General features: G+C 65.1%; 22 protein-coding genes. 3 read left to right on the forward strand and 19 right to left on the reverse strand.

All coding sequences use genetic code 11. The features are described 5' to 3' along the window. Positions 1–61 precede the first annotated feature (61 nt). The 7 genes from XdyCFBP7245_RS13795 to rlmE all read right to left on the reverse strand — a co-directional run bounded on the left by XdyCFBP7245_RS13795 (position 62) and on the right by rlmE (position 7,558). Positions 62–556, reverse strand: coding sequence for a CinA family protein (locus XdyCFBP7245_RS13795; RefSeq protein ID WP_005992383.1), 495 nt, complete (start codon positions 554–556; stop codon positions 62–64). 365 nt (positions 557–921) lie between these two features. Further along, positions 922–2,241: a ribosome rescue GTPase HflX gene (gene hflX, locus XdyCFBP7245_RS13800; protein WP_104616159.1), complete on the reverse strand. Its 1,320-nt coding sequence runs from the start codon at positions 2,239–2,241 to the stop codon at positions 922–924. An 11-nt stretch (positions 2,242–2,252) separates the two neighbouring features. Continuing rightward, positions 2,253–2,531 (reverse strand): RNA chaperone Hfq, encoded by a 279-nt coding sequence (hfq, locus tag XdyCFBP7245_RS13805; RefSeq protein ID WP_005915027.1) that lies wholly within the window; start codon positions 2,529–2,531, stop codon positions 2,253–2,255. Between the two features lie 77 nt (positions 2,532–2,608). After that, positions 2,609–3,592 (reverse strand): tRNA (adenosine(37)-N6)-dimethylallyltransferase MiaA, encoded by a 984-nt coding sequence (miaA, locus tag XdyCFBP7245_RS13810; RefSeq protein ID WP_104616160.1) that lies wholly within the window; start codon positions 3,590–3,592, stop codon positions 2,609–2,611. Then, on the reverse strand, positions 3,592–4,494 hold the full coding sequence (folP, locus tag XdyCFBP7245_RS13815; RefSeq protein WP_104616161.1) for a dihydropteroate synthase: 903 nt from the start codon (positions 4,492–4,494) through the stop codon (positions 3,592–3,594). Before folP ends, miaA begins: the two co-directional genes overlap by 1 nt. Positions 4,495–4,924: 430 nt before the next feature. Further along, positions 4,925–6,865: an ATP-dependent zinc metalloprotease FtsH gene (gene ftsH / locus XdyCFBP7245_RS13820; protein WP_170068647.1), complete on the reverse strand. Its 1,941-nt coding sequence runs from the start codon at positions 6,863–6,865 to the stop codon at positions 4,925–4,927. Positions 6,866–6,925: 60 nt separating this feature from the next. Beyond that, a complete protein-coding gene (rlmE, locus tag XdyCFBP7245_RS13825; protein ID WP_104611353.1) occupies positions 6,926–7,558 on the reverse strand; it encodes a 23S rRNA (uridine(2552)-2'-O)-methyltransferase RlmE in 633 nt (210 codons plus the stop codon). 66 nt (positions 7,559–7,624) lie between these two features. Here rlmE and yhbY point away from each other — a divergent pair, with 66 nt between their 5' ends. Together yhbY and XdyCFBP7245_RS13835 are read left to right on the forward strand one after the other, a co-directional pair. After that, complete coding sequence (gene yhbY, locus XdyCFBP7245_RS13830; protein WP_104616163.1) at positions 7,625–7,930, forward strand: ribosome assembly RNA-binding protein YhbY; 306 nt, start codon at positions 7,625–7,627, stop codon at positions 7,928–7,930. Between the two features lie 15 nt (positions 7,931–7,945). Continuing rightward, complete coding sequence (locus XdyCFBP7245_RS13835) at positions 7,946–8,320, forward strand: Mth938-like domain-containing protein (protein ID WP_104616164.1); 375 nt, start codon at positions 7,946–7,948, stop codon at positions 8,318–8,320. Positions 8,321–8,516: 196 nt separating this feature from the next. On the opposite strand, the gene XdyCFBP7245_RS13840 is transcribed toward XdyCFBP7245_RS13835, so the two are convergent. Genes XdyCFBP7245_RS13840 through surE form a run of 4 tightly spaced genes read right to left on the reverse strand, consistent with a single transcriptional unit; the run spans position 8,517 to position 11,379 of the window. Then, positions 8,517–9,293, reverse strand: a complete 777-nt coding sequence (locus tag XdyCFBP7245_RS13840; RefSeq protein WP_170068648.1) for a peptidoglycan DD-metalloendopeptidase family protein — start codon at positions 9,291–9,293, stop codon at positions 8,517–8,519. After that, positions 9,290–9,904 carry a YqaA family protein gene (locus XdyCFBP7245_RS13845; RefSeq protein WP_104616166.1) on the reverse strand — a complete coding sequence of 205 codons (615 nt, stop codon included), beginning with the start codon at positions 9,902–9,904 and terminating at the stop codon, positions 9,290–9,292. Before XdyCFBP7245_RS13845 ends, XdyCFBP7245_RS13840 begins: the two co-directional genes overlap by 4 nt. A gap of 18 nt (positions 9,905–9,922) precedes the next feature. Beyond that, positions 9,923–10,603: a protein-L-isoaspartate(D-aspartate) O-methyltransferase gene (locus tag XdyCFBP7245_RS13850; protein WP_104616167.1), complete on the reverse strand. Its 681-nt coding sequence runs from the start codon at positions 10,601–10,603 to the stop codon at positions 9,923–9,925. Next, entirely contained in the window at positions 10,600–11,379 is a 780-nt protein-coding gene (gene surE / locus XdyCFBP7245_RS13855; RefSeq protein WP_104616168.1) for a 5'/3'-nucleotidase SurE, read from the reverse strand. Before surE ends, XdyCFBP7245_RS13850 begins: the two co-directional genes overlap by 4 nt. 100 nt (positions 11,380–11,479) lie before the next feature. Between surE and XdyCFBP7245_RS13860 the strand changes: the two genes are divergently transcribed. Beyond that, positions 11,480–12,019 (forward strand): Smr/MutS family protein, encoded by a 540-nt coding sequence (locus XdyCFBP7245_RS13860; RefSeq protein ID WP_104616169.1) that lies wholly within the window; start codon positions 11,480–11,482, stop codon positions 12,017–12,019. A gap of 455 nt (positions 12,020–12,474) precedes the next feature. On the opposite strand, the gene truD is transcribed toward XdyCFBP7245_RS13860, so the two are convergent. The 8 genes from truD to pyrG form a co-directional block, all read right to left on the reverse strand. Continuing rightward, positions 12,475–13,578 carry a tRNA pseudouridine(13) synthase TruD gene (gene truD / locus XdyCFBP7245_RS13865; protein ID WP_104616170.1) on the reverse strand — a complete coding sequence of 368 codons (1,104 nt, stop codon included), beginning with the start codon at positions 13,576–13,578 and terminating at the stop codon, positions 12,475–12,477. Positions 13,579–13,825: 247 nt separating this feature from the next. Further along, entirely contained in the window at positions 13,826–14,317 is a 492-nt protein-coding gene (gene ispF, locus XdyCFBP7245_RS13870) for a 2-C-methyl-D-erythritol 2,4-cyclodiphosphate synthase (RefSeq protein ID WP_104616171.1), read from the reverse strand. A gap of 17 nt (positions 14,318–14,334) precedes the next feature. Further along, positions 14,335–15,138: a 2-C-methyl-D-erythritol 4-phosphate cytidylyltransferase gene (ispD, locus tag XdyCFBP7245_RS13875; protein ID WP_104616172.1), complete on the reverse strand. Its 804-nt coding sequence runs from the start codon at positions 15,136–15,138 to the stop codon at positions 14,335–14,337. Next, positions 15,135–15,500 carry a cell division protein FtsB gene (gene ftsB, locus XdyCFBP7245_RS13880; RefSeq protein ID WP_104616173.1) on the reverse strand — a complete coding sequence of 122 codons (366 nt, stop codon included), beginning with the start codon at positions 15,498–15,500 and terminating at the stop codon, positions 15,135–15,137. Before ftsB ends, ispD begins: the two co-directional genes overlap by 4 nt. Positions 15,501–15,503: 3 nt before the next feature. Next, complete coding sequence (gene eno, locus XdyCFBP7245_RS13885) at positions 15,504–16,796, reverse strand: phosphopyruvate hydratase (protein ID WP_104616174.1); 1,293 nt, start codon at positions 16,794–16,796, stop codon at positions 15,504–15,506. 132 nt (positions 16,797–16,928) lie between these two features. Next, positions 16,929–17,291, reverse strand: coding sequence for a hypothetical protein (locus tag XdyCFBP7245_RS13890; RefSeq protein ID WP_104616175.1), 363 nt, complete (start codon positions 17,289–17,291; stop codon positions 16,929–16,931). 13 nt (positions 17,292–17,304) lie between these two features. After that, entirely contained in the window at positions 17,305–18,135 is an 831-nt protein-coding gene (kdsA, locus tag XdyCFBP7245_RS13895) for a 3-deoxy-8-phosphooctulonate synthase (protein WP_104616176.1), read from the reverse strand. 207 nt (positions 18,136–18,342) lie between these two features. Continuing rightward, on the reverse strand, positions 18,343–20,007 hold the full coding sequence (pyrG, locus tag XdyCFBP7245_RS13900) for a CTP synthase (protein ID WP_104616177.1): 1,665 nt from the start codon (positions 20,005–20,007) through the stop codon (positions 18,343–18,345). Positions 20,008–20,044: the final 37 nt, after the last annotated feature.

Genomic DNA, 20,044 nt, shown 5'->3' on the forward strand with positions numbered 1-20,044 from the left:
TGCAATCACAGGGCGATCCGAAACCACGGCATTGATGGTTTCGATTGCCCGCTCTGATGAGTTACAGCAGCGCGCTCAGGCCACGCAACGCCGCGACCACGGTTTGACGACGGACCGCATCGCGGTCGCCATCGAACTGGAACAACTGCGCTGTGGCGTAGCCGCCGCGGCGCTTCCAGCCGATCCATACCGTGCCGACCGGTTTGTCTTCGCTGCCACCACCCGGCCCGGCGATGCCGGTCACGGCGACCGCAATGCTGCCACCGGACGTCACCAATGCACCGGATACCATTTCGATCACGGTTTCCCGGCTGACCGCGCCATGCACCTCCAGCGTCTGCGGCCTGACCCGGAGCAGCGCCTGCTTGGCCTCGTAGCTGTAGGCCACCATGCCGCAATCAAACCAGTCCGAGGAGCCGGCAATGTCGGTCATTGCCTTGGCGATCCAGCCGCCGGTGCAGCTCTCGGCAGTCACCAGCCGCTCGCGCGCAGCGCGTAATTGGGCGCTCAGCGACTCGGCGAGCTGCAGAAGGTCGTGATCAGTGGGAGACGTCATCGCGGGGGTCAGGATTGGACAGCGGTCACTTTTATCCGAATTTGCCCGCGCTGTCTCCCGTCCGTCGACCGCTCAGCGATCGGTTTTGGTCAGCTTGCCTGTTTCGGCACGTGCCCTAACGCAATGCGGCTCAGCACCGAGGCAACTACAGCGGCATAGCGCCACCTGCGTGACTGTTCCCGCTGATCTGCACACAAAAGGCCGGTCGCGATGCAGGGAGCGCACGCGGCACCGCTGTCATGCCGTCTCTGACGATCCATATCTACGCGTCGCCCGGTGCGTCGTGACGCATGCGATCGGTGGACGGGGCCTGCGATGGGACGCTGGCGCGCAGCTAGCTGCGGCCAGCCCCGTCGAAGCGCCCGTCAGGTCTCCCAGTCTTCCCGACGGTCCGGCAGCATCGCGCGCAACGGCCCGCCGTCATCTCCGGCGGCAAGCCGTTCGGCTTCGACCATCGGCAGATCGACTTCCAGCAACCAACCGTCCTCGTCGGACTGATCGTTGCGCACCACTTCCAGCTGATGCAGCTTGGAACGCAGGCGACCGGCCGACGACGGCAAGCGCAGCTGTCCGGTCAGATGACGCAGATCCAGGCGTTGACCGAGTGCGTGCTGCAGTTCCTGCAAGCCACGCCCGTCGCGCGCCGACACCCACACGCGTTCACGCCGCGCCTGATCCGGAATGCCGTCCTGCGCATCGTGGCGAACTTCGGCACCGTCGATCTTGTCGATCTTGTTGAACACCAGCAACTGCGGCAGATCGCCAGCGCCCACCGCCTGCAACACCTCATCGACTTGCAGGATGCGTTCTTCGCGCAGCGGGTCGGCGGCATCGACGATATGCAACAACAAATCGGCGTCGCGTGCTTCTGACAACGTCGAACGGAAGGCAGCAACCAATTGGTGCGGCAAATCGCGGACGAAGCCCACCGTATCGGCAAGAATCGCACTGCCGCCTGGCAATGCGATGCGGCGCACGGTGGGGTCCAGCGTGGCGAACAATTGATCGGCCACATAGGCTTGCTCACCGGTCAACGCATTGAACAGCGTCGACTTTCCCGCGTTGGTGTAGCCGACCAATGCAATGCGCGGCAATTCGCTACGCATCCGCGCACGGCGCATCTGGGTGCGCTGCACCTCGACTTTTTCCAAGCGCTGCTGCAACTGCTCCACGCGCTTCTGCAGCAGGCGGCGGTCGGTTTCCAGCTGGGTTTCGCCGGGGCCGCGCAGACCGATCGCACCGCCGCGCTGACGCTCCAGGTGGGTCCAGCCGCGTACCAGCCGTGTGGCCATATGACGCAGCTGCGCCAGTTCCACCTGCAGCTTGCCTTCGTGGCTGCGCGCGCGTTGCGCAAAGATATCCAGGATCAGGCCGGTACGGTCGATCACGCGCCGCTCCAGGTAGCGCTCCAGATTGCGCTCCTGACCCGGCGACAAGGTGTGGTTGACCAAGACCAGATCCGCGCCAGTCGCCTCGGCGGCGGCCTTGATCTCTTCCAGCTTGCCGCTGCCGATCAAGGTCGACGGGCTGGGCTTGTCGATGCGTGCGGTGAGCGTTGCCGCCACCGTGGCGCCCGCCGACCTCGCAAGGTCGGCGAACTCCTCCAGCACATCGTCTTCGGCAGGCCCACCTGCATGGGTCTGAATCAACAGCGCGTGCTCACCCTTGCGGGAACGATCAAACACGCGTTACTCCATTACTGCTCGACGTCGTCATCTTCCGCTTGATTACCTTCATTGGATTGCACATACCCACCACCCGGCCCCACGCGCACGTTGCGCGCCGGCACGACCGTGGAGATGGCGTGCTTGTAAACCATCTGACTCACGGTGTTGCGCAGCAGGACCACAAATTGGTCGAACGACTCGATGGTGCCCTGCAGCTTGATGCCGTTGACCAGATACACAGAGACCGGCACCCGCTCGCGCCGCAGCGCATTCAGGAATGGGTCCTGCAACGATTGCCCCTTAGCCATCGAAAAATCCTCTTCATTATTGTTCTTATTGTCCCGGTCGACACCTGCCATCCCCAGCCGGCCCCGGAAACGGGATGTTACACGCCTGAAGCCTGCTGCACAGTGGAACGATGAGCGAGGAAGCCGACAAGTGCGTCGTCCAATTGATGCCGATCACGCTCCGGGTCGAACCAACGTGCGTCGAGCTCGCCACGCAGCCAGGTGAGCTGCCGTTTGGCCAGTTGCCGGGTCGCCTGGATCGCCTTGTCGCGGAACCCGGCCAAGCTGCCGGCGCCGTCCAGATACTCCCAGGCCTGGCGATAGCCGACCGCGCGGACCGCGGGTAGATCCAGCGGCGCAGCCCCTGCGCGCATCTGCGGCAACTCCCGCAATCGCCTCACCTCGGCAAGGAAATCCTGCGCCAGCATCGCGTCCAGCCGCTGCGCGATGCGTGTGTGCAGCACCGCTCTATCTTGCGGCGCCAGCACGATTTTCAAGACCCGCAGCGGCAGGCGCGGCCCGGGCGGAAGCGCCTGCCAGTCGCTGATCGGCCGCCCGCTGAGGCGATACACCTCCAGCGCACGCTGGATGCGCTGCGGGTCGGTAGCGTGAATGCGCGCTGCGGCGATCGGGTCGACCTGCGCCAGTTGCGCATGCAATGCGGCCCAGCCTATCTGTTCGGCCTCGGCGGCGATTGCGGCGCGCACTGTCGGGTCGGCTTCGGGCAATTGCGACAGCCCTTCGAGCACTGCACGGAAATACAGCCCGGTGCCGCCGGCAAGGATCGGCAACTTGCCGCGCGCAACGATGTTGTCGATCGCCTTGCGTGCATCGGCGGCGAACTCAGCGGCCGAATAGATCTGCCAGGGGTCGCGCAGGTCGAGCAGATGGTGCGGTACTGCGGCGCGCATCGCGTCATCGGGCTTGGCCGCGCCGATATCCAGCCCGCGGTAGACCAGGGCCGAATCGACGCTGACGATCTCTCCGTTCCAGCGCTCCGCCGCCTCCAGCGCCAACGCGGTCTTGCCGCTGGCGGTAGGGCCCATCAGGGCGATCGCCAGCGGGCGTCGGTCGGCCGGCATCAGTCCTCGTCCGGCCAGCGAATGGTCGGCGCGGCCGGCGCACCGACCCGCGGGGTCGGAATCGCCGCCACCGCGTTCCAGACCTTCAAGGCATCCACGGTCGCCGCCACATCGTGCACGCGCAGCAACAGGGCACCGTGTTGCGCGGCGATCAGATGCGCGGCAACCGAGCCAGGCACCCGCTCGGCGGCAACCTCGCGCCCGGTCAATTCGCCGATGCTGCGTTTGCGCGACAGCCCCGCCAGCACCGGCAAGCCGAACTCCTGCAGGCGCTGCAACTGCGCAAGCACGGTCAGGTTATGCGCGGTGGTCTTGTCGAAGCCGAAGCCCGGGTCGAGGATCAATCGGCGCTTGTCGATGCCGGCCATCTCGGCGGCAAAAATGCGCTCGGCCAGAAAGCGATGCACCTCGGCCACCACGTCGTCGTACTGCGGCGCGTCCTGCATCGCATGCGGTGCGCTGCGTGCGTGCATCAGCACCACCGGCACGCCCAGTTCGGATGCTGCGTCCAGCGCACCCGGCGAACGCAACGCATAGACATCGTTGATCATGCCGGCACCGGCCGCGACCGCCGCGCGCATGACCTCCGGCTTGAAGGTGTCTACGCTGATCGGCACGCCGGTCTGCTGTACCAATGCCTCGATCACCGGGATCACGCGCTGCAATTCGTCTTCCAGCGATACCGCCGTGGCACCGGGACGGGTGGATTCGCCGCCGATGTCGAGCACTGCAGCGCCCTGCTCCACCAACCGCAGCCCATGCGCGATCGCTGCCTCGCAGGTCGCGTGCTGGCCGCCATCGGAGAACGAGTCGGGCGTGACGTTGACGATCCCCATCACCTGCGGCGCGTCCAGTCGCAAGCTGCGACCAGCGCAATCCAGCTTGAGGGCGGTATCGAACATCGGTGGTTTCTCCTGAGGCGGATGAAAGCGTGAGAGACGGAGCGCGGTGGTGCACGAGCAGGCAATGGCCTGCAGATTCGGTTGCGGGCAGATGATCGCTATCGACCACAGCGCCTGCATAAACCCGGGGAACGGCTGGAACTAGCGGATGCTGCTTGTTGCCACGACACGGTTCATTGTCGCGCAGCCCGCGACGCGTCGCATCCCGTGCATTGAGGATTCAATGCCACACCCGCCACCGCAATGTTGCACGGATGGCATCCGTCGACGCGACAGAAACGCTTCACAGATCGCATCCGCCGGGACCACGTACCGCACGCTTCATCACCGGCCACCGGCAGATCGCTCAGCGTGTCGGTACTGCGCAACGCAGCGGGGCCAGGAATCGCTTCCTGGCCCCGCTGGACACCTGCAGCTGCAAACGCCTGCTTTAGATCTGCTCGGCAGGTCCTGCAATCGGCGGCAAGGGACGCGGGCTACCCTTGTCGTTGTTGTTGCCACCGTCCTTGTCGGACTTGGCCCAACCGGCCGGCGGCGGCGGCTCGCGGCCTTCCATGATGGCGTCGATCTGCGGCACGTCGATGGTTTCGTACTGCAGCAGCAATTGCGACATCGCGTGCAGCTTGTCCAGGTTCTCGGTGAGGATGGCTTTGGTCTTGCTGTAGGCCTTGTCCAGGATCGAACGCACCACTTCGTCGATCTTGCGCGCGGTTTCGTCCGAGACGTTCTTGTGCTGAGTCACGGAGCGACCCAGGAACACCTCGTCCTCTTCCTCGCCATAGGCAACCGGGCCTAGCTCGTCGGACAAGCCCCATTTGGTGACCATGTTGCGCGCCATCTTGGTGGCACGCTCGATGTCGTTGGACGCACCGGTGGTGACCTTGTCGCCACCGAAGATCAGCTCTTCGGCAACGCGGCCGCCATACAGCGAACACAGCTGCGATTCGATTGCGACACGGTTCATCGAATAACGGTCGCCTTCCGGCAAGTACATGGTCACACCAAGCGCGCGGCCGCGCGGAATGATGGTGACCTTGTAGACCGGGTCGTGCTCCGGCACCAGACGCCCGACAATGGCGTGGCCAGCTTCGTGATACGCGGTCAGCGTCTTCTCGTCCTCGCTCATGGCCATCGAACGACGTTCGGCACCCATCAAGATCTTGTCGCGGGCGCGGTCGAAGTGGTCCATACGGACTTCCTTCTCGCTGCCACGCGCCGCAAACAACGCGGCTTCGTTACACAGGTTGGCCAAGTCGGCACCGGAGAAACCCGGGGTACCGCGTGCGATGACCATCGGCACCACGTCGTCGGCCAGCGGCAGCTTGCGCATGTGCACGCGCAGGATCTGCTCGCGGCCCTTGACGTCCGGCAGCCCGACCACGACCTGGCGATCGAAACGGCCCGGACGCAGCAGCGCCGGATCCAGCACGTCCGGGCGGTTGGTGGCCGCAATGACGATCACGCCTTCGCCGCCCTCGAAACCGTCCATCTCGACCAGCAACTGGTTCAGGGTCTGCTCGCGCTCGTCATGACCGCCGCCCAGACCGGCGCCGCGATGACGGCCCACCGCATCGATTTCGTCGATGAAGATGATGCACGGCGCGTGCTTCTTGGCCTGCTCGAACATGTCGCGCACGCGGCTGGCACCGACGCCGACGAACATTTCGACGAAGTCCGAGCCGGAGATGCTGAAGAACGGCACCTTGGCCTCGCCGGCAATCGCCTTGGCGAGCAGCGTCTTGCCGGTACCCGGTGGGCCCACCATCAGCACGCCGCGCGGGATCTTGCCGCCCAGCTTGGTGAACTTGGTCGGGTCGCGCAGGAAGTCGACCAACTCGCCGACTTCTTCCTTGGCCTCGTCGCAACCGGCAACGTCGGCAAAGGTGATCTTGACCTGATCTTCGCCCTGCAGCTTGGCGCGCGACTTACCGAAGCTCATAGCACCCTTGGCACCGCCGCCACCGCCCTGCATCTGGCGCATGATGAACAGCCAGAAGCCGATGATGAGGATGACCGGCAGGAAGTTGAGCACCAACGACCAGAAGCCCGGCCCCGTGGACGGCTTCTGGCGGGTCATTTCAATGTTCTTGCTGTACAGCACGTCGACCAGCTTGTCGTCGCGCGGACCGTAAACCGTGGATTCGCTGCCGTCGGTGCGCTTGAAGCGGATCGCGTTGACCGCGAGGTTGGTCTCATCGGTGTAATCCACCGATTTGACGCGCCCGGAGTCCACTTCTTTCAGAAACTGGGTGTAGGTGATCGAGTCGGCACCGACGCCACCCGCCATCCGCGGCGAGAAGCTCTGGAAGACGACCATCAGCACAACCGCGACGACCACCCACAGCAGCAGATTCTTGGTCAAGTCGTTCATCCTCATTGGCTCCGGTGCCCTCTACTCTTCTATTCTTGAAATTCAATGATCATGGGCAGCTTACTTGATCTGGACACGCTTGCCCTGACCGAGCGCATAAACTTCCGGGGAGCGCTTGCGCGAGGCCGCCGGTTTGCGAATCGTCACCTTGTCATAGCGGCGGCGAAGCTCGCGAATGTAGTCGTCGGACCCAACACCCTGGAACAGCTTGATCAAAAACGCCCCACCCGGCTTGAGGTGGGTGTCGGCAAATTCCATCGCCAGTTCCGCCAGGTGCATCATCCGCGGTTGGTCGACCGCATCCATGCCACTCTTATTGGGGGCCATATCGGACAGAACAAGGTCCACCGGCACATCGCCCAACATCGCTTCGAATTCCGATAGGACGGCTTGTTCCCTGAAGTCGCCGTGAAGGAAGTCCACCCCTGCCAGGGCCGGCATGTCCAGGATATCCAGCGCCAGCACGCGGCCGCTGTCGCCCATGGACTTGCGCACCTGTTGCGACCAGCCGCCCGGCGCGGCGCCCAGATCGACCACCACCATGCCGGGCTTGAGCAAACGATCGCGCTGCAGCAACTCTTCCAGCTTATAGGCTGCACGCGAGCGCATGCCTTCGGCCTGGGCCTTCTTCACGTAAGGGTCGGCGAAGTGTTCCTTGAGCCAGCGCTGGCTGCTTTTACTACGGGAAGGCATTGGCAACGGGGGTCCGAACGGGCCGCCATGATACCCTGAACACCCTTTGCTGCCTTTCGATCCTGCATGTCCATTGTTCTCACCTCCGCCCAGAACCGTTTCCTGCGCGGCCAGGCCCACGACCTCAAGGCGCTGCTGCAAACCGGCGGCAAAGGGGTCACGCCGGCATTTCTGGCCGAACTCGAGGAAGTGCTCGAGCGCCACGAACTGATCAAGGTGAAGGTGGCCTCCGAGGATCGTGAGACCCGCGACGCGCTGATCGCCGAACTGGTCGGGCACACCGGTAGCGCCCTGGTGCAGCGGATCGGCCACGTCGCCATCCTGTACCGCCCCAGCAAGGAAAAGCGCCAGATCGTACTGCCGCGCGGCTGACCAACCGAGTCCGTTATGCCTTTAAGCCAGGAACACCCCGACTACGCCTATGCGCTGCGCGCGGCCGACGGCCGCCATGCCAAGGTCAACGAGCAGATTCTGCAGCAGAGTTTCATCCTGATGCCGGATGAACTGGTGGAACGCTGGCCGGTGCAGGATCTGGAACACCTGCAGGCAAGCCATATGGACGCGGTACTGGCGCTGGCGCCAGCCGTCATTCTGCTGGGCACCGGCGAACGCCAGCGCTTCCCGAGCGCACAAGTCCTTGCCGCCTGCCTGACCCGCGGCATCGGCCTGGAAGCGATGACCAACGCCGCCGCGGCACGCACCTATAACGTGCTGGCCAGCGAAGGCCGCCGGGTGGCGCTGGCGATGGTCTTGCCTGGCTGATTGGTTGGGACGGAATCGGGAATCGGGAATCGGGAATCGGGAATCGGGAATCGGGAAAGCGTGTTTCCGCAGGTTTCGCTGTCAAGCGAAAACTCCCCAACCCCGCAATCAGCCGGCCTTAGCGCGGCGACCCAGCCCCATCCCGCAGCGCCAACAGCCCCAGGCTGTTACGAATCCCGAATCCCGAATCCCAAAATCACTTCTTCGGCAGATACAGCAACGGATCGAGCGGCTTGCCGTTGTAGCGGATTTCGAAGTGCAGCATGTCGCGGGCGGCGCCGCTGCGGCCCATCTCGGCGATCTGCTGGCCGGCCTTGACGCTCTGGCCTTCGTTGAGCAGACGCTTGCGGTTGTGGCCGTACGCCGACAACCACTGGTCGTTGTGCTTGATGATGATCAGCTCGCCATAGCCGACCAGGCCAGCGCCCGAATACACCACCACGCCATCGGCGGCGGCGCGCACGGCCTGGCCGCTGGCACCGGCGATATCCACGCCTTGCTTGGTGGTTTCGCCGGCGACGAAGGTACCCACCACCACGCCATCGGCGGGCCAGCGCCAGGAAAAGCCGCTACTGACCGGTGCGGCGATAGGCGCAGCCGGACGCGGCGGCACCACCGTACCAACCACCGGCGCGCTGGTTCCCGGCTTGCTGGCACCGGGCGGATACAACTTCAAAGTCTGGCCGGGATAGATGGTATTGGGCGAGGACAGGCCGTTCCACGCCGCCAGGTCCGGCGCGGTGATGTTGGTGCGGCGCGAAATCGCATACAGCGTGTCGCCGCGCTGCACCGTCACCGTCGCGCCCGGGCGCGGCACCGACGGACGTGGCGCTGCCGTGGGCCGCGAGGAAGACGAACCGCCACCTGCGCCAGGCGAACGCACCACTGTGGCGCTGCTGCAGGCGCTCAGCCCGATGACCACCGTGAGCACGACTGCTGTCTTGCGTACCAAATTCATCTGCGTCTTGCTCATCCGTTCGTTGTCTTCCACACAACCCAACCCGCGCCTGCGGCAAGCACCGCCATCGCCACCCAGCCCAGCGGCTCGATCCAGCGATGCAGCGCCGCTTCGGCCCGTGCGCCGCCGAGGCGGATCGCGCCGGCAACCAGATACACGCGCTTGCCGCGGCCGACCAGCATGCTGGCGATGAAAGGCAGGATCGGCACGCCGACCACGCCCGAGGCCCAGGTAAAAATCTTCAGCGGAATTGGCGTGAAGCCGACCAGCACCAATGCCCAGAACGCCTTCCAAGGCGACTCGGCCACCAGCGCGCGCAGGGTTTCGATCTGAGCCTGGATCTTCGCGCTCCAGCCCAGCCATTCGATCAGCGGCTGCAGCGCGGCGAAGGCGAAATGCCCCAGCAGATAGCCGACCAACGCCCCGCACACCGAGCCAGCCAGGCTCAAGGTGGCAAACCATAATGAGCGCTTGGGCTCGGCAAGCGACATCGGCGCCAGCATCACTTCCGGCGGCACCGGAAAGATGAAGCCCTCCACGAAGCTGAGGCCGGTCAGCAGCGTCGGCGCGCGGCGGTGGCGCGACCAACGGATAGCCACGTCGTACAACGGCCCGAAAATCTTCATCGAGGAACTCTCATTGGTTCAATCCAGCATGCCCGACAACAGCGGGACGAACGTGACCGGCGCCAGAACCTGTTGCTCGATCTCGCCATCGGCAGCGCGGGTGAGCTGCACCAGCGACTGCGAGGACGCGCCGCCGACCGGGGCCACCAGGCGCCCACCGACTGCGAGCTGATCGACCAGCGCATCTACCAGCGCCGGCGCGGCCGCGGTGACCACGATGGCGTCGTACGGGCCGTGCTCAGGCCAGCCGATACGGCCATCGTCATGCTTGCTGCGCACGTTCATGCCGAGATGGCGAAAGCGCTTGCGCGCCTGCCGCAGCAGGTCGCCGATGCGCTCGACGGTATAGACCTCCAGACCCAGCGCGGCGAGGACCGCGCCCTGATAGCCGGAGCCGGTGCCGACTTCCAGCACCTTGGTCGGCGCCACCTGCAGCACGGCCTCGGTCATGCGCGCGACCACCCAGGGCTGCGAGATGGTCTGGCCGTGGCCGATCGGCAGCGCGGTGTCTTCGTAGGCACGCGAGGCCAGCGCTTCGTCGATGAACAGATGCCGCGGGACGGTGCGCATGGCGTTGAGCGTGGCTTCGTCCTGGATGCCGGCCTCGCGCAGGCGCTCGACCAGACGGTCGCGCACCCGCTGCGAGGTCATGCCGATGCCGACCGATTCCGGTTGCAGCATGCGCAGCCTCGGCGTCATGCCGGGCCGTCCAGCGCAGCGGTCAGCCCGCCGACCCAGCCGGCCACCGTCTCCAGCGCCTGGTAGCGGGTGAGATCGACATGGATCGGCGTGATCGAGATATGCCCGGTGCGCACGGCATGGAAATCGGTGCCGGCGCCGGCGTCCTGCTCCGGACCGGCCGGGCCGATCCAATACACGGTGCGGCCGCGCGGGTCTTGCTGCGGCACGCAAGGCTCGGAGCGATGCCGGTTGCCGAGCCGGGTGACTTCGAAACCGAGCACATCCGACCAGGCCAGATCCGGCACGTTGACGTTGAGGATGGTGTCGGCCGGCAATGGTTCGGCCTTCAGCCGCGCGACGATTTCCACTGCGGCGCGCGCGGCGGTGTCGTAATGATGGGCTTCGTGGTGATGCGTCACCAGCGACACCGCCACGGCGGGCAGGCCCAGGAAGCGGCCCTCCATCGCGGCAGAAACGGTGCCGGAATAGATCACGTCGTCGCCGAGATTGGCCGAGTTGTTGATACCGGAGACCACGATGTCCGGGTCGTAATCCAGCATGCCGGTGAGCGCCAGATGCACGCAGTCGGTGGGCGTGCCGGCCACCGCGCAGGTTTGCGCGTCGATGCGGCGGGTGCGGATCGGCACATCCAGCGTCAGCGAATTGCTGGCGCCGGAGCGGTCGCGATCGGGCGCGACCACCATCACTTCATGACCGGCATGCCGCAGCGCCTCGGCCAGGATCTGGATGCCGGGGGCGTCGACACCGTCGTCGTTGCTAACCAGTACGCGCATGAGACTCCTCGGAAAACCCGCCCATGATACCGGATGCGTCCATGCGCTTGGATGCTTGATCTTCGCGTGTGTCTGAGGTTGGACCGGTTACGCTGTACCGATGTCACACCCTGAAGACGAAGACGACAGCGCGCTGTTCCGCGCGGCGATCGGCGCGGTCAAGCCAATCCGCGAAGTGGCGCCGCCGGCCAATGCCAAACCGCGCCCGAAACCCCGCGCGCGCATGGCCGAGCGCGACGAGGCGCAAGCTCACACTGAATTTTCCCGATTGCTGCGTGACAGCGCACCGCTGGAAGCCGGCGATACGGCCAGCTATCGCCGCGAGAATCTTCCCACGCGTTTGTTTCAACGCCTCAAGCGCGGGCAGTTTTCGGTGCAGGACGAACTGGATCTGCATGGCGCCACCGCAGCGCAGGCCGAGACGTTGCTGCGGCAGTTCCTGCTGGATGCGCATGCGCACGAACGTGGCTGCGTGCGCATAATCCATGGCAAAGGCCTGCAGTCGGACAAGGGCGCACCAGTGCTGAAGAACCTGATGGACCGCCTGCTACGACAGCGCAACGATGTGCTGGCATTTCATTCGGCGCCGCCGACGCAGGGCGGTACCGGCGCGTTACTGGTGTTGTTGGCGCGGCGATAGTGCGGGGATGCGTGGGTAGGTGCTGGCGTGTTTGCTGCCTGACAGGCCGCCGTCGTGTTGAGACGGGGTGTGGCCTATCCGCGTGCAGCCTGACGCTTGCGTTGCGAAACCCATATCCAGTTCCGAACGTTCGCTGCGCGGGAGAGGCTGCTTCGCTTGCAACCGTGCTTGCGTGCGATTGATCAGCGATCGGTCGTGGAGGTCGCGGCCGGGGCCGCTCCTACGAGAGCGGGACTCGCTGTTGTGCGTGCGTCAGCGGACGGCTTGCTTGATCCGCTCAGTCGTCTTCACTCCCGAGTATTCGCTGCGCCGGATAGGCGGCTTCGCTTGTAGCCGCGCTTGCGTGCGGCTGACAAGCGATCGGTCGTGGAGGTCGCGGCCGGGGCCGCTCCTACGAGACGGATGGCTGCGTGGGGTCTGGCATCTGCGACATAGGGCGCTCTGGTTGAGCAAGCTCAATCGTCGGAACGACTGGTTGCCGCTGCACGACCCGCATCGCTGACATCGCCCAGCTCCCACAGCACTGCAGTGGCGTAGCAGCCCGGTGGCAGCGCGAATTCCACCTGCAAGGTCTGCTCGTCCAGCCAGCGATAGTGCAGATCCTGTGGCCGCAGGCGCAGCGCACGGCGCTCCTGTTTCAACTCGGCAGCCTCCAGTCCCTGGCGCAACACCTCTGATTGCGGGTCCGCTAACGCGCCCTGCTCCACCGCGGCGGCCTGAGCGGTGGGACGCAGTTCGCCCACGCCCCACAGCGGACCGCTCGGATGGATGTCGAAGCGTGCCAGCCGCTCGGCCAACACCTCGCTCCACGGCTCGGGGCCGAATACGCTGCGCGAGCCATCCAGCATCCACGCTTCGCCATCCAGCGCCGCATCCCAGCTGCCCTGCGCCACACGTGCGCTCAGCACGCGATTGAACAGCGACGAGCGCGCCGCAGATAGCAGGATCGAGCGTTGATCGTTGCGCAGACGCCGCTTGGGGGCCGGTACCAGCGTGCCGTCGGCCTCTTGCAGGTAACCGAACATCGCCAGTGCAGACGCCACGTTGCCGCCATCGCGCCCGAAGCGCTGTTCGCCAAACCAGTTGGGGATGCCGCGCGCGGCGATTGCCTGCAAGCGTTGCTCGATGGCGGCGCGCTCGCCCTGCACCTGACGCAGCGTCAGCACGAAGCGATTGCCCAGCAGCGCGCCGCGTTGCAGCTTGCGGTTATGCCATGTGCTGTGGACCACCTGCATCTGCGCATCGTCGAGCGTGGCAAGGTCCGGCGCGATGCGCTTGGGCAGGTGCACACTGAAACGTTGCGTGGTCACCGCATGGCGATCCTTCAGCCCTGCATAGCTGACGCCCATCTCCGCGATGCCCGCCCATTTCGCAAGGTATTTAGCGATGTAAGCCGTGTTCTGCCCACGCTTGCGAATGGTGAGCAACAGATGCTCGCCTTCGCCCGAGGGCTCGAACGACGGCAGCTCATCGACCTGAAAATCTTCCGGCGTGCTGCGCATTGCCGCGCTGAGGACCGCTGCGCCATGCGCGCGCGGAAGGGAGGAGGTCTCGCTCATGGTGTGGTTCGCCTTCGCGCCGACGCATCGTGCGCTATTTGCCGAGCTCTCGGCGCGGAATGTCGTGATGCACGCCGGCGACCCGGCATGCAGAAGTGCAGTTTAGAGCAGCCAACACACCGATACGCTCACCACCCGGCGGGCGCGACCGGCGCTGGACGCGGCATGTACCGCTCATGCAATCGCGGCTCTGAGCGCGCTGTGCAGGCCTATCTCAAGAGTGCTCGCTAAAGTGTATTCGCCGCGCTTAGGGCGCGATCTTGCCCAGCAGCACTGCAGCCTGCGCGGCGATGCCTTCGCCACGACCGGTAAAGCCAAGCTTCTCGCTCGTCGTCGCCTTGACGCTGACCGCATCGAGCTCGATGCCGAGCAGCCCGGCGATGCGTTCGCGCATGGCCAGCGCATGCGGGCCAACCTTGGGCCGCTCGCAGATCACGGTGATGTCGGCATTGCCCACACGCCAGCCGCGCTCGCGCAACAACTGATCGCAATGCTGCAGAAACTGCGCGCTGTCGGCATCCTTCCAGCGTGCGTCGGATGGCGGAAAATGCTGGCCGATATCGCCCAGCGCCAAGGCGCCCAGCATCGCATCGCAGAGCGCGTGCAACACCACGTCGCCGTCGCTGTGCGCGAGTACGCCCTGGCTATGCGCAACACGCACGCCGCCGAGCATCACATGATCGCCATCGCCGAACGCATGTACGTCGTAGCCCTGGCCGATTCGGAAATTGAAGGACATGGAAAACCCGTGGTGATTTAAGAGGCGTCGCTGCCGTGGTCGGCAACGGCGGCAAGCCCGGTATCGCTGTGCGCGGCTGGCGCAATCTCTTCGATGGGCGCAGCGGCAGGATCGGCATCGACCGCAACGCCGCGGCGGACAAGTTCGAACTCGAAGCGCGCCAGATCCGCCGGCGTGGTGACCTTGAAGTTGTCCTCGGCCCCCTCCACCAGCAACGGACGCAGCCCGAGCCGCTCCATCGCCATCGCCTCGTCGGTGACGTCGACGCCGGCAGCCGACGCGTCGGTAAGGCCACGAATCAGCTGATGCCGCCGAAACAGCTGCGGAGTCAGCGCACGCCATAGGCGCTCGCGTGGCTCGGTGCGATCGATACCGCCGTCGTCGCCGGCACGTTTGAGCGTGTCGCGCACCGGTGCGGCCAGAATCGCGCCGACCGGGTCGCCACGGCCGATTTCCAGCAACCGGTCCAGATCCGCCAATGCCAGATTCGGGCGCGCGGCATCGTGCACTAGCACGAAGTCGTCCGCACGCACGCTCTCGGGCAGGGCCAGCAAGCCGGCCAGCACCGAGGCTGCGCGGGTAGCACCGCCAACGCAGGTCAACACGGGTTTGGACTGCACTGCCGTCCAGCCCGGCCAGTCGGCATCGCCCGGTGCAATCGCCACCAGGATGCCGGCGACCGCCGGATGCGCAGCCAGGGCTGCCAAGGTATAGGCCATCAGCGGTTGGCCCGCTGCTGGCAGATATTGCTTGGGAAGCGCGCCACCAAACCGCGTGCCGCGCCCTGCGGCCGGCACGATCGCCCAGATCGAACCGGTCATGGATGCGGTTCCGTGGTGGGTGCAGGATCGGATGTGGCCGGCGCGGGTGCCGCTTCGGCGGTTGCGGCAGGCAGTGGCGGTGCATCCTCGACCACGCGATAGAACGTCTCGCCCGGTTTGATCATGCCCAGCTCGCTGCGTGCGCGTTCTTCGATTGCTTCCTCGCCGTCCTTCAAATCCTTCACCTCTGCTGCCAACGCCTGGTTGCGTTGGCGCAGACCTTCGTTGTCTTGTGTCTGATGCGCGACCTGGGCTTCCAGCATCATGACTTCACCGGAATTCCCAGGCCCGAACCAGAAGCGGTACTGCAGCCAAGCCAGCAGCACCGCCAGCACCAGCAGTAGCCAGCGCCAGTTGCGCACGGCTTATCGCTTGATCGAAACGAACGCGTCGCGGCCGGCGTAACGCGCGCCGGAACCCAACGCCTGCTCGATGCGCAGCAGTTGGTTGTACTTGGCCACACGGTCGCTGCGGCACAGCGAGCCGGTCTTGATCTGCGTGGCGGTGGTGGCCACGGCGATGTCGGCAATGGTGGTGTCTTCGGTTTCGCCGGAACGGTGCGAGACGATGGACGCGTAGTTGGCTGCGTGCGCCATGGCGATCGCTTCCAGCGTTTCGGTCAGCGTGCCGATCTGGTTGACCTTGATCAGGATCGCGTTGGCGGTGCCCGAGTCGATGCCCTGCTTGAAGATCTTCGGGTTGGTGACGAACAGATCGTCGCCCACCAGCTGCACCTTCTTGCCGACGCGGTCGGTCAGCAGCTTCCAGCCGGCCCAATCGTCTTCGGCCAGGCCGTCTTCGATGCTGATGATCGGGTACTGCGCCACCCAGTCGGCCAGGAAGTCGACGAACTGCTCGCTGGTCAGGCGCTTGTTCTCACCGACCAGGTTGTACTTGCCGTTGTCGTAGAACTCACTGGAAGCCACGTCCAGGCCCAGCAGCACGTCTTCGCCGGCGGTGTAGCCAGCCTTGCCGATCGCTTCGAGAATGGTGTCCAGCGCTTCGACGTTGCTGCGGAAGTCCGGCGCAAAGCCGCCTTCATCGCCCACCGCCGTGCTCAGGCCGTGGCCCTTGAGCACCGCCTTGAGCGAATGGAAGATTTCGGTGCCGGCGCGCAGCGCTTCGGAGAACGAGCTGCAACCGACCGGCAGCACCATGAATTCCTGGAAGTCGACGTTGTTGTCGGCATGCGCGCCGCCGTTGATGATGTTCATCATCGGCACCGGCAATTGCACATCGGATTCGGTGATGGTGGACAGGTACTGCCACAGCGGCTGCTTGCGCGAGGCGGCAACCGCATGCGCGGCGGCCAGCGACACACCCAGCAGCGCGTTGGCGCCCAGGCGGCCCTTGTTCTCGGTGCCATCCAGGTCGATCAGGCGACGGTCCAGACCCTGCTGGTCGGCCGCGTCGAAATCCTTGAGCGTCTCGGCAATGGTGCCGTTGACGTTGTCCACCGCGTGGCGCACGCCCTTGCCCATGTAACGGGTCTTGTCGCCGTCGCGCAGCTCCACCGCTTCCTTGGTGCCGGTCGAGGCGCCCGAGGGCACGGCGGTGCGGCCGAACGAGCCGTCTGCCAGCGTGACTTCGGCCTCCAGCGTGGGATTGCCGCGGGAATCGAGGATTTCGCGGGCGAGGATCTTGGCGATAGTGGTCATAGGTCGATCGGTTACCAGTAAGGGGGAAGTACACCGGAAACAAGCTGCCGGATTATCGCTGCACGCCGGTCCATTGCCAAATCGCATGGGGCCGGATGCCTGCCAGACCGGCAAGCCGGCAAGACTGCGCGACTAGGCTTTCAGGGCCAGCAGCGATAAACAAAACAGCAGTAGCAAGAGCAGCAGCAGCGCCAGGCCCATGGCTGCAGCGCCCGGCTGGCGACGCTGCGAAAACGCGACCGGGCTGGCGACAAGACCGCCCAGCGTCACCAGCGCGCCAACCAACAGCGTGACAACCATCGGAATGCGCGTGGCCTGCATCGCATGGCTGCCGTCGCCCGGCATGCCGATGCTGGCGGTCACCAGGAAGGCCATCACGGCCAGACAGGCCCATGCCGCGAGCGACAACCCCAATGCCATCCAGCCCCACGGCCAATGGCGCCAGTGCCAGCGTTGGCGACGCGCTGCCACCAACGCCCAGGGGTCGGAACTCATGCGACGTCGGAACTCATGCGAAGCGCGCGAACCCGTGCTTCTTGGTCACCGCATCCAGTTCCATCAGCGTTTCGAGCAGTTCTTCCATGCGGTCCAGCGGCCAGGCATTGGGGCCATCGGAGAGCGCTTTGGACGGGTCCGGATGGGTTTCGGCGAACAGGCCGGAAATGCCCACCGCCACCGCAGCGCGCGCCAGCACCGGCACGAACTCGCGCTGGCCACCGGAGCTGCTGCCCTGCCCGCCCGGCAACTGCACCGAATGGGTGGCATCGAACACCACCGGGCAGCCGGTGTCGCGCATGACGCTCAGCGAGCGCATGTCGCTGACCAGATTGTTGTAGCCGAACGAGGCGCCACGCTCGCAGACCATGATCTGCTCGTTGCCGGTCGACTTGGCTTTTTCCACCACCGGTTTCATGTCCCACGGCGCCAGGAACTGGCCCTTCTTGATGTTGACCGGCTTGCCGGCGGCGCAGACGTTCTTGATGAAGTCGGTCTGGCGCACCAGAAACGCCGGGGTCTGCAACACGTCGACGACCGCAGCGACTTCGTTCATCGGGGTGTATTCGTGCACGTCGGTCAGCACCGGCACGCCGATCTGCTGTTTCACCGCGTCCAGCACCTTCAGGCCTTCTTCCAGGCCGGGGCCGCGGAAGCTGGTGCCCGAGGTGCGGTTGGCCTTGTCGAAGCTCGACTTGAAGATGAAGTTGACCCCGAGCTTGCCGGTGATCTCCTTGAGCTTGCCGGCGACGTCGAGCTGCAACTGCATCGACTCGATCACGCACGGGCCTGCAATCAGGAACAACGGCTGGTCGAGGCCGACTTCAAAGTCACACAGTTTCATCAGGTCACCTTATCTCGATTGAAGCCTCTCTCCCGTCGGGAGAGAAGCTGGGGTGCGGGTACGTTTGCGAAGCGCTTGCGAAGCCCGATGGTTTGCCCTGGCTGGCGCGTAGCGACGCGTTTGTCATAGCTGGCAACTTCCAGCGCGTTGCGGCGCCCCCTCATCTAGCGCTTGGCGCCACCTTCTCCCGACGGGAAAAGGCACTGCTCACGCACGCGCTTCCTTCAGCAGCTTGCCGCCGGCCTTCTTCTCGCGCGCAGCGCGCACGAAGCCGATGAACAACGGGTGGCCGTCGCGCGGGGTGGACAGGAACTCCGGATGCGCCTGGCAGGCCAGGAACCAGGGGTGTGCATCGCGCGACAGTTCGACCACTTCCACCAGCGTGTCGTCCATCGACTTGCCGGAGATCACCAGGCCGGCATCTTCCAGCTGGGTGCGGTAGCGGTTGTTGAACTCGTAGCGATGGCGATGACGCTCGGCCACCACGTCCTTGCCATACACCTCGCGCGCCAGCGTGCCCGGCTTGAGCCGTTGCTCCTGCAAGCCCAGCCGCATGGTGCCGCCCAGGTCGGATTTTTCGTCGCGCTTTTCGACTTCGCCGGTGGCGGTGCGCCATTCGGTGATCAGGCCGATCACCGGATGCGGCGACTGGCGATCGTTTTCGGTGCTGTTGGCCGCGTCCAGATTGACCACGTGGCGCGCGTAGTCCACCACCGCGGCCTGCATGCCGTAGCAGATGCCGAAATACGGCACCTTGTGCTCACGCGCGAACTTGGACGTTTGCACCTTGCCTTCGAACCCGCGATCGCCGAAGCCGCCCGGCACCAGGATGCCGTCGATGTCCTGCAAGGCCGCCATATCGCTGCCTTCCAGATCCTGCGCTTCCAGCCATTTCAAGTTGACCTTGGTGCGCTGGCGCAGGCCGCCGTGACGCAACGCTTCGGCCACCGACTTGTAAGCGTCCTGGTGATCGACGTACTTGCCGACCACCGCGATGGTGACTTCATCGAGCGGATGCTTGACTGCATCCACCACTGCCGCCCATTCGGACAGATCGGCTGCGGCGACCTTGTCGCGCAGCTTGAACTGGTCGATGACCAACTCGTCCAGGCCCTGGCGCAGCAATTCCAGCGGCATGCCGTAGAGCACGTCGATGTCCGGGCAGCTGATCACCGCGCGCTCGGAGACGTTGGTGAACAAGGCGATCTTGCGGCGCTCCGAATCCGGCACCGCCTGCTCGGAGCGGCACAGCAGCACGTCCGGCTGGATGCCGATCGAGCGCAGTTCCTTGACCGAGTGCTGGGTCGGCTTGGTCTTCAACTCACCGGCCGCGGCGATGTACGGCACCAGGGTGAGGTGCATGAACATGGCTTTTTCCGCGCCGCGCTCGGTGCGGACCTGGCGAATGGCTTCCAGGAATGGCAGCGATTCGATATCGCCGACGGTGCCGCCGATCTCGATCAGCGCCACATCGAAGCCGGCCGTGGCCTCGTCGATGCAACGGCGGATTTCGTCGGTGATGTGCGGGATCACCTGCACGGTGGCGCCCAGGTAATCGCCACGGCGCTCCTTGCGGATCACGTTCTCGTAGATCCGGCCGGTGGTGACCGAATTCTTGCGCGACAGCCGCGTGCGCACGTAGCGCTCGTAATGGCCCAGGTCCAGGTCGGTTTCGGCACCGTCGTCGGTGACGTAGACCTCGCCATGCTGGAACGGGCTCATCGTGCCCGGGTCCACATTGATGTACGGGTCCAGCTTCATCATCGTGACCTTGAGGCCACGCGCTTCCAGAATGGAGGCAAGCGAAGCGGCGGCAATGCCCTTGCCTAGCGAGGACACTACGCCGCCGGTAACAAAAATCAGGGGGGTCATGGGGCTTGAAGCCTCCCGGAAAGCCATAGTTTAGCGG

The sequence above is a fragment of the Xanthomonas dyei genome (assembly GCF_002939865.1).
GTDB lineage: Bacteria > Pseudomonadota > Gammaproteobacteria > Xanthomonadales > Xanthomonadaceae > Xanthomonas > Xanthomonas dyei.

Coding starts and splice junctions, on each gene's coding strand:
- XdyCFBP7245_RS13795 (WP_005992383.1), bottom strand. CDS start 556: ATGACGTCTCCCACTGATCACGACCTTCTGCAGCTCGCCGAGTCGCTG.
- hfq (WP_005915027.1), bottom strand. CDS start 2,531: ATGGCTAAGGGGCAATCGTTGCAGGACCCATTCCTGAATGCGCTGCGG.
- miaA (WP_104616160.1), bottom strand. CDS start 3,592: ATGCCGGCCGACCGACGCCCGCTGGCGATCGCCCTGATGGGCCCTACC.
- folP (WP_104616161.1), bottom strand. CDS start 4,494: ATGTTCGATACCGCCCTCAAGCTGGATTGCGCTGGTCGCAGCTTGCGA.
- ftsH (WP_170068647.1), bottom strand. CDS start 6,865: ATGAACGACTTGACCAAGAATCTGCTGCTGTGGGTGGTCGTCGCGGTT.
- rlmE (WP_104611353.1), bottom strand. CDS start 7,558: ATGCCTTCCCGTAGTAAAAGCAGCCAGCGCTGGCTCAAGGAACACTTC.
- yhbY (WP_104616163.1), top strand. CDS start 7,625: ATGTCCATTGTTCTCACCTCCGCCCAGAACCGTTTCCTGCGCGGCCAG.
- XdyCFBP7245_RS13835 (WP_104616164.1), top strand. CDS start 7,946: ATGCCTTTAAGCCAGGAACACCCCGACTACGCCTATGCGCTGCGCGCG.
- XdyCFBP7245_RS13840 (WP_170068648.1), bottom strand. CDS start 9,293: ATGAGCAAGACGCAGATGAATTTGGTACGCAAGACAGCAGTCGTGCTC.
- XdyCFBP7245_RS13845 (WP_104616166.1), bottom strand. CDS start 9,904: ATGAAGATTTTCGGGCCGTTGTACGACGTGGCTATCCGTTGGTCGCGC.
- XdyCFBP7245_RS13850 (WP_104616167.1), bottom strand. CDS start 10,603: ATGACGCCGAGGCTGCGCATGCTGCAACCGGAATCGGTCGGCATCGGC.
- surE (WP_104616168.1), bottom strand. CDS start 11,379: ATGCGCGTACTGGTTAGCAACGACGACGGTGTCGACGCCCCCGGCATC.
- XdyCFBP7245_RS13860 (WP_104616169.1), top strand. CDS start 11,480: ATGTCACACCCTGAAGACGAAGACGACAGCGCGCTGTTCCGCGCGGCG.
- truD (WP_104616170.1), bottom strand. CDS start 13,578: ATGAGCGAGACCTCCTCCCTTCCGCGCGCGCATGGCGCAGCGGTCCTC.
- ispF (WP_104616171.1), bottom strand. CDS start 14,317: ATGTCCTTCAATTTCCGAATCGGCCAGGGCTACGACGTACATGCGTTC.
- ispD (WP_104616172.1), bottom strand. CDS start 15,138: ATGACCGGTTCGATCTGGGCGATCGTGCCGGCCGCAGGGCGCGGCACG.
- eno (WP_104616174.1), bottom strand. CDS start 16,796: ATGACCACTATCGCCAAGATCCTCGCCCGCGAAATCCTCGATTCCCGC.
- XdyCFBP7245_RS13890 (WP_104616175.1), bottom strand. CDS start 17,291: ATGAGTTCCGACCCCTGGGCGTTGGTGGCAGCGCGTCGCCAACGCTGG.
- kdsA (WP_104616176.1), bottom strand. CDS start 18,135: ATGAAACTGTGTGACTTTGAAGTCGGCCTCGACCAGCCGTTGTTCCTG.
- pyrG (WP_104616177.1), bottom strand. CDS start 20,007: ATGACCCCCCTGATTTTTGTTACCGGCGGCGTAGTGTCCTCGCTAGGC.